We start from the raw sequence: 5415 nt of genomic DNA on the forward strand, positions 1-5415 counted from the left end.
GCCACTTCATCAGCGCCTTCGCCACCGCCAAGCTCACCGCCCAGTACAGCCAGGCGAAGCTCGGCCAGGTCTGGCAGGTGATGACGCCGTTGCTGAACGCGGCGGTGTACTACTTCATCTTCGGCATGCTCCTGGGCACCAGCCACGGCGTGCCGGACTACATCCCGTTCCTGGTGACGGGCGTGTTCGTGTGGACCTTCACCCAGAGCTCGATCATGGCGGGCACCGCTGACCGCGAGGCCGTGCCGGGCCGCGAGGCCGGAGAGGTCGGCGTGGGCCGGGGCGGGTGTCGTCGGGGGCGGTGTGTCGAGGACCTGGCTCACATCCGCTGCTTTCGCTCGGGGGGAGGGGTGCGGCGACGTTCTCTTACGTGACTCTTCACGTTTTCTTACGTCGGGACGGGACCGTATCGTCGCAACGTGAGCGTAGGTCCACGGGGCGTCGGAACGCAACCGTTTCGTCGTGACGTGAGCGAGGTTACGGCTACGGAGGGACGGTCACGTGGGGACGGGACCGTATCGTCGTAACGCCCTATGCTGGACCGTATGACGACCAATGCCGACCAGCCCCAGACGCCTGCGCGCCGCCGGGCCCCCGCCGGGGCGGCCGTGCTCCGGGAGGACGTGACGGAGGCGATCCGGGCGGCCGTCTTCGAGGAACTGGCGGCTGTCGGCTACGCGCGCATGTCGATCGAGGGCATCGCGCGCCGGGCGGGCGTCGGCAAGACCGCGGTGTACCGGCGCTGGCCCTCCAAGCTGCACCTGGTGCTGGACGTGGTGTCGGCGGTGGCGGTGATGGGGCTGCCCGTCCCCGACGCCGGCTCCCTGGAAGGGGATCTGCGGATGCTCTACCAGGTGACCGCGCGCGCCCTGCGGCACCCGCTGGCCTCGCAGATCCTCCCGGACCTCCAGGCCGAGGCCGCCCGCAGCCCCGAGATCGCGGAGGCGGTGCAGAAGGCGCTGCGGGACGGGCAGGCGAGCGTGGCCAGCGGCATCGTGATGGCAGCGGAGAAGCGCGGCGAGGTGCGTGCGGGCATCGACGAGGAGCTGGCCCTCGATCTGATCTCGGGTCCGCTGTACTGGCGTTCCGTGGTGATCCGCAGCCCCAAGGTGCCCCAGGGCTACCTGGACGCCCTGGCCCGTGCCACCGCACATGCCCTCAGAGCTCTGTGAGTAGGCTGCGCGCGACCGCCCGTCGTAGCGAGGTGGCGTCACCGCGCGCGGTGACCGGAGTAGAGGCGGAAGTGCCGTGAGAGTCGTGATCGCCGAGGACAACGCCCTGTTGCGCGAGGGCCTCGTCCTGCTGCTGACGTCGGCCGGGCACGAGGTCGTGGCCGTCGCCGGAACCGGCCCCGAGATCCTGCCCGCGCTGCTGGAGCACCGACCCGACGCGGCCGTGCTCGACGTGCGGATGCCGCCGGACTTCCGCGACGAGGGGCTGCGCGCCGCACTCGCCGCGCGGGGGGAACTGCCCGGGCTGCCGGTCCTGGTGCTCTCCCAGTACGTCGAGGAGTCGTACGCCGCCGAACTCCTCGCGAGCGGCGCGGGCGGCCTCGGCTATCTGCTCAAGGACCGCGTCGGCCGGGTGGACGAGTTCCTCGACGCCCTGGAGCGGGTCGCGGCCGGCGGCACCGCCCTGGACCCCGAGGTCGTCACCGAACTCCTCACCCGCCGCGCCGAGTCGCCCCTCGACTCCCTCACCCCGCGCGAGCGCGAGGTGCTGGCCCTCATGGCCGAGGGCCACGACAACGCGACCATCGCCAAGACCCTCGTCGTCACCGAACGCGCCGTCCACAAGCACATCGGCAACGTCTTCCTCAAGCTCGGCCTGCCGCAGAGCGACAGCGGGCATCGCAGGGTGCTGGCGGTGCTGACGTATCTGAACAACGCGTAGCCGACGGCGGACGATGCCTAGGGGGCCGGGGCCGGGGCCGGGGCCGGGGCCGTGGCCGTGGCCGGCCGGGTCGCGTCAGCTGCGTGCGGCCTCCGGATGCTGCCGTACCCATCCCGCCCACGCCGACACGATCATGTCCTGGACGTCGTGCTTGGCCTTCCAGTCCAGTTCGGTGGCGATGCGGTCGGCGGAGGCGACGACGCGGGCCGGGTCGCCGGGGCGGCGCGGGGTGACGGTCGGCGGGCGGTCGTAGCCGGTGACGGCGTTGATCCGGTCGATCATCTCGCGCACCGAAACGCCTTCCCCCCGGCCGATGTTGAGGGTGAGGTCATGGCCCGGCGAGGCCTGGAGGGCGCGGGCGGCCGCCACGTGGGCCTCCGCCAGGTCGACCACGTGGATGTAGTCGCGGATGCACGTGCCGTCGGGGGTGGGGTAGTCGTCGCCGAAGATGCGCGGGGGCGCGTTCTCCGTCAGCTTCTCGAAGACCATGGGGACGAGGTTGAAGACACCGAGGTCGGCGAGCTCGGGGGTGGCGGCGCCGGCCACGTTGAAGTAGCGCAGCGACGCCGTGGACAGGCCCGTCGCCCGGCCGGTCGCCCGCACCAGCCACTCGCCCGCCAGCTTGGTCTCGCCGTACGGCGACATCGGCACGCACGGCGTCTCCTCCGTCACCAGGTCGACGTCCGGCATGCCGTACACCGCCGCCGAGGAGGAGAAGACGAAGGACGTCACGTTCGCCGCCGTCACGGCCTCCAGGAGGACACGCAGGCCCTCGACGTTCTCCCGGTAGTACTGCAGGGGCAGCTCCACCGACTCGCCGACCTGCTTCTTCGCCGCGAGATGGACGACACCGGTGATGCGGTGGGCGGCGATGGCGCGGGCGACGCGCTCGCGGTCCAGGGTCGAGCCGACGACGAGGGGTACGCCGTCCGGCACGCGGTCGGCGATGCCGGTGGACAGGTCGTCGTAGACCACGGCGTGCTCACCCGCCTCGGTCATCGCCCGTACGACGTGCGCTCCGATGTAGCCGGCGCCGCCGGTGATCAGCCAGGTCATGTGCGGCCGTCCCCTCGTCATGGTGCGTGTCAGTGACAGTGAAGCAGGCGGCGGAGCCTGTCGCGGGCCACTGACATGGCCTCCGGCAAACCGGGGGCTACGCGCAGTGCCAGCGCCCCGGAGTGTGTGGTGTACGGCTGGACGAGTACGACGGCGTGCCGGGCGCTCATCACGGCGCGACGGCGTGGCAGACCGGCGCCCGCCCGCGCCTGCGCCGTGACCTCGCGATACGCGCCGCCCCGGAAGCGCACCCGCACCCGCAGATCCCACGCACGCGCCCCGTCCGCCTCCTCCCCCTCGCCGTCGACGCCGAACTGCGGCCACGCGCGCGTGCCGCCCTCCTCCGGCTGCGTCTGCACGAGCTGTACGGCCGAGTGGCGCAGGCGGGCCCGGAGGCGCTGGAAGTGGAGTGGCGGTGCCGGGTGACGGGGCGGACGGCGGGACCGCGTACGACGGTGGGGCTCGTGGCGTCGGCCGGCGTGTGGTCGGCCGTACAGCTCGTGCAGACGCAGCCGGAGGAGGGCGGCACGCGCGCGTGGCCGCAGTTCGGCGTCGACGGCGAGGGGGAGGAGGCGGACCCCCACGGCCCCCRCRGCGCCGCCTGTCACGCCTCCAGCCCCCGCGGCTCCTCCAGCGCCGCCGAGTCCAGTGCCGCGGTGAGCAGGTCCAGCCGTTCCCGCAGTTCGCCGATCGCGTCCTCGTCGAAGCCCGTCGCCGCGGCGATCCGGCGCGGCACCTGCAACGCCCGCTCGCGCAGCGCGACGCCCTCCTCCGTCAGCCGCACCTCCACCGAGCGCTCGTCGCGGGCGCTGCGCTCCCGGCGTACCAGGCCGGCCGTCTCCAGCCGCTTGAGCAGCGGCGACAGCGTGCCGGAGTCCAGGCGCAGGTGTTCGCCCAGCTTCTTCACGGGCAGGTCGCCGTGCTCCCACAGCACCAGCATCACCAGGTACTGCGGATACGTGAGCCCGAGGTCCTTGAGGACCACGCGGTAGACGCCGCCGAAGGCGCGCGAGGCGGCGTTCAGGGAGAAGCAGATCTGCTGGTCGAGGCGGAGCCAGTCCGCCGTGGGCGTGGTCGTCATGCCTCCAGGGTAGCTCGCGCCCGTCACTTAGTTGTGCGCAATTGAATTGTGTGCTCTACTTGTCGTCGGCGGCCGCCAACGGAGCCGCCGGAAGTGACTTGAGAGGGATGGTTTCCATGGACGCGCTCTACACCGCTGTCGCCACCGCCACCCACGGCCGCGAGGGTCGCGCCGTCTCCAACGACGGCAAGATCGACCTGCAGCTGGCCGCGCCGGTGGAGCTGGGCGGCAACGGCCAGGGCACGAACCCGGAGCAGCTGTTCGCCGCCGGTTACGCCGCCTGCTTCGGCAGCGCGCTCGGCCTCGTCGGCCGCCAGGCCAAGGTCGACGTCTCGGACGCCGCCGTCACCGCCGAGGTCGGCATAGGCAAGCAGGGCGAGGGCTTCGGCCTGAAGGTGACGCTGCGCGTGGAGCTTCCCGACACCCTGGACGAGGAGACCGGCCGCAAGCTGGTCGAGCAGGCCCACCAGGTCTGCCCCTACTCGAACGCCACCCGCGGCAACATCGACGTCGACCTCGTCATCGAGTAAGACCGCAAAACCCCGGCGCCCGGCGCCCGTCACCCGATCCGCGCCAGCACCTCCCCCGTCTCCCGGCTCCACGCCACCACCACCGCCTCGCCCGGTACCCGCTTCCACCGCGTCAGCAGCAGCCAGCGCGCGTGGTAGCGGCGGGCGACGGCCGTGCGCTCGGCGCGGGTCGACGTAGGGGAGAGGTAGGCGCGGACATCGGCGATCCGCCGCTCCCGGTCCCGCTCGTCCAGGGCGGGATCGGGCCAGATCGGCGCGGCGAGGTCGGGCCCGTACCCGGGCACGGAGCGCGGGGCATAGTGCCCGTCGGAGATCACCACCTCGCCCTTCCCCACATGCCGTGCCACCCAGGCGTACGACGGCCAGCGCGACGGCTGCTCCAGCCCCACCGGATCCAGCGCCCGCGGCACCACCGCCCCGCCCTGCACGGTGAGGAACCCGACACAGGCCCCGGCCGCCGCGGCCCCGCCCAGCACCCGGCGCGCCCTGCTCCACGGCCGGGGCGCCGCCAGCTCCACCGCCAGCGCGAACTGGAGCGGCACCAGGGTGAGTCCGAGGATCCTGCCGTAGGTGTAGTGGCCGATGACCCAGCCGTACGCCACGAGCAGACAGTCGAGGCCGAACAGCAGCACCAGCGGATCGCGCCGGGAGCCCCGCCACCGCAGCCACAGCGCCGGCAGCCCGAGCAGCGCCAGCCAGAACCGCCCGGGGAACTGCTCGTACAGCCGCCGGTGCATCCAGTCCACGCTGTGGTCCCCGGCCAGTGCGAACACATCGAAGTACGGCCAGGCCCAGGCGATGAGCACCGCCGTCCCCGCCGTCACCCCCCACCGCACGACCACGGCGGCCCCCCAC

At 72.6% G+C, this 5415-nt stretch carries 6 protein-coding genes and 3 pseudogenes; 4 read left to right on the forward strand and 5 right to left on the reverse strand.

Translation table 11 applies throughout. The features are described from left to right. Positions 1-227, forward strand: a pseudogene (locus EAO75_RS34075) (ABC transporter permease); the annotation flags it as partial. On the opposite strand, the pseudogene EAO75_RS47760 reads toward EAO75_RS34075, so the two are convergent. Continuing rightward, a pseudogene (locus EAO75_RS47760) lies at positions 219-323 on the reverse strand (ABC transporter permease); the annotation flags it as partial. The pseudogenes EAO75_RS34075 and EAO75_RS47760 sit on opposite strands and share 9 nt — an antisense overlap. A gap of 210 nt (positions 324-533) precedes the next feature. Here EAO75_RS47760 and EAO75_RS34085 point away from each other — a divergent pair. Then, the gene (locus EAO75_RS34085) at positions 534-1172 is read left to right on the forward strand and encodes a TetR/AcrR family transcriptional regulator (protein ID WP_147999033.1); all 639 of its coding nucleotides are present in this window, start codon (positions 534-536) and stop codon (positions 1170-1172) included. Between the two features lie 76 nt (positions 1173-1248). Continuing rightward, complete coding sequence (locus EAO75_RS34090; protein WP_147999034.1) at positions 1249-1893, forward strand: LuxR C-terminal-related transcriptional regulator; 645 nt, start codon at positions 1249-1251, stop codon at positions 1891-1893. Between the two features lie 75 nt (positions 1894-1968). On the opposite strand, the gene galE is transcribed toward EAO75_RS34090, so the two are convergent. The 3 genes from galE to EAO75_RS34105 are packed head-to-tail and all read right to left on the reverse strand — an operon-like array spanning position 1969 to position 4030. Next, a complete protein-coding gene (gene galE, locus EAO75_RS34095; RefSeq protein ID WP_147999035.1) occupies positions 1969-2949 on the reverse strand; it encodes a UDP-glucose 4-epimerase GalE in 981 nt (326 codons plus the stop codon). A gap of 29 nt (positions 2950-2978) precedes the next feature. Beyond that, on the reverse strand, positions 2979-3533 hold the full coding sequence (locus tag EAO75_RS34100) for a hypothetical protein (protein WP_147999036.1): 555 nt from the start codon (positions 3531-3533) through the stop codon (positions 2979-2981). Positions 3534-3553: 20 nt separating this feature from the next. Beyond that, positions 3554-4030, reverse strand: coding sequence for a MarR family winged helix-turn-helix transcriptional regulator (locus EAO75_RS34105; RefSeq protein ID WP_147999037.1), 477 nt, complete (start codon positions 4028-4030; stop codon positions 3554-3556). Positions 4031-4146: 116 nt separating this feature from the next. Here EAO75_RS34105 and EAO75_RS34110 point away from each other — a divergent pair, with 116 nt between their 5' ends. Then, a complete protein-coding gene (locus EAO75_RS34110; protein WP_147999038.1) occupies positions 4147-4560 on the forward strand; it encodes an organic hydroperoxide resistance protein in 414 nt (137 codons plus the stop codon). Between the two features lie 29 nt (positions 4561-4589). On the opposite strand, the pseudogene EAO75_RS34115 reads toward EAO75_RS34110, so the two are convergent. After that, positions 4590-5415, reverse strand: a pseudogene (locus EAO75_RS34115) (hypothetical protein); the annotation flags it as partial.

The sequence above is a fragment of the Streptomyces sp. UW30 genome (genome assembly GCF_008042075.1).
GTDB lineage: Bacteria > Actinomycetota > Actinomycetes > Streptomycetales > Streptomycetaceae > Streptomyces.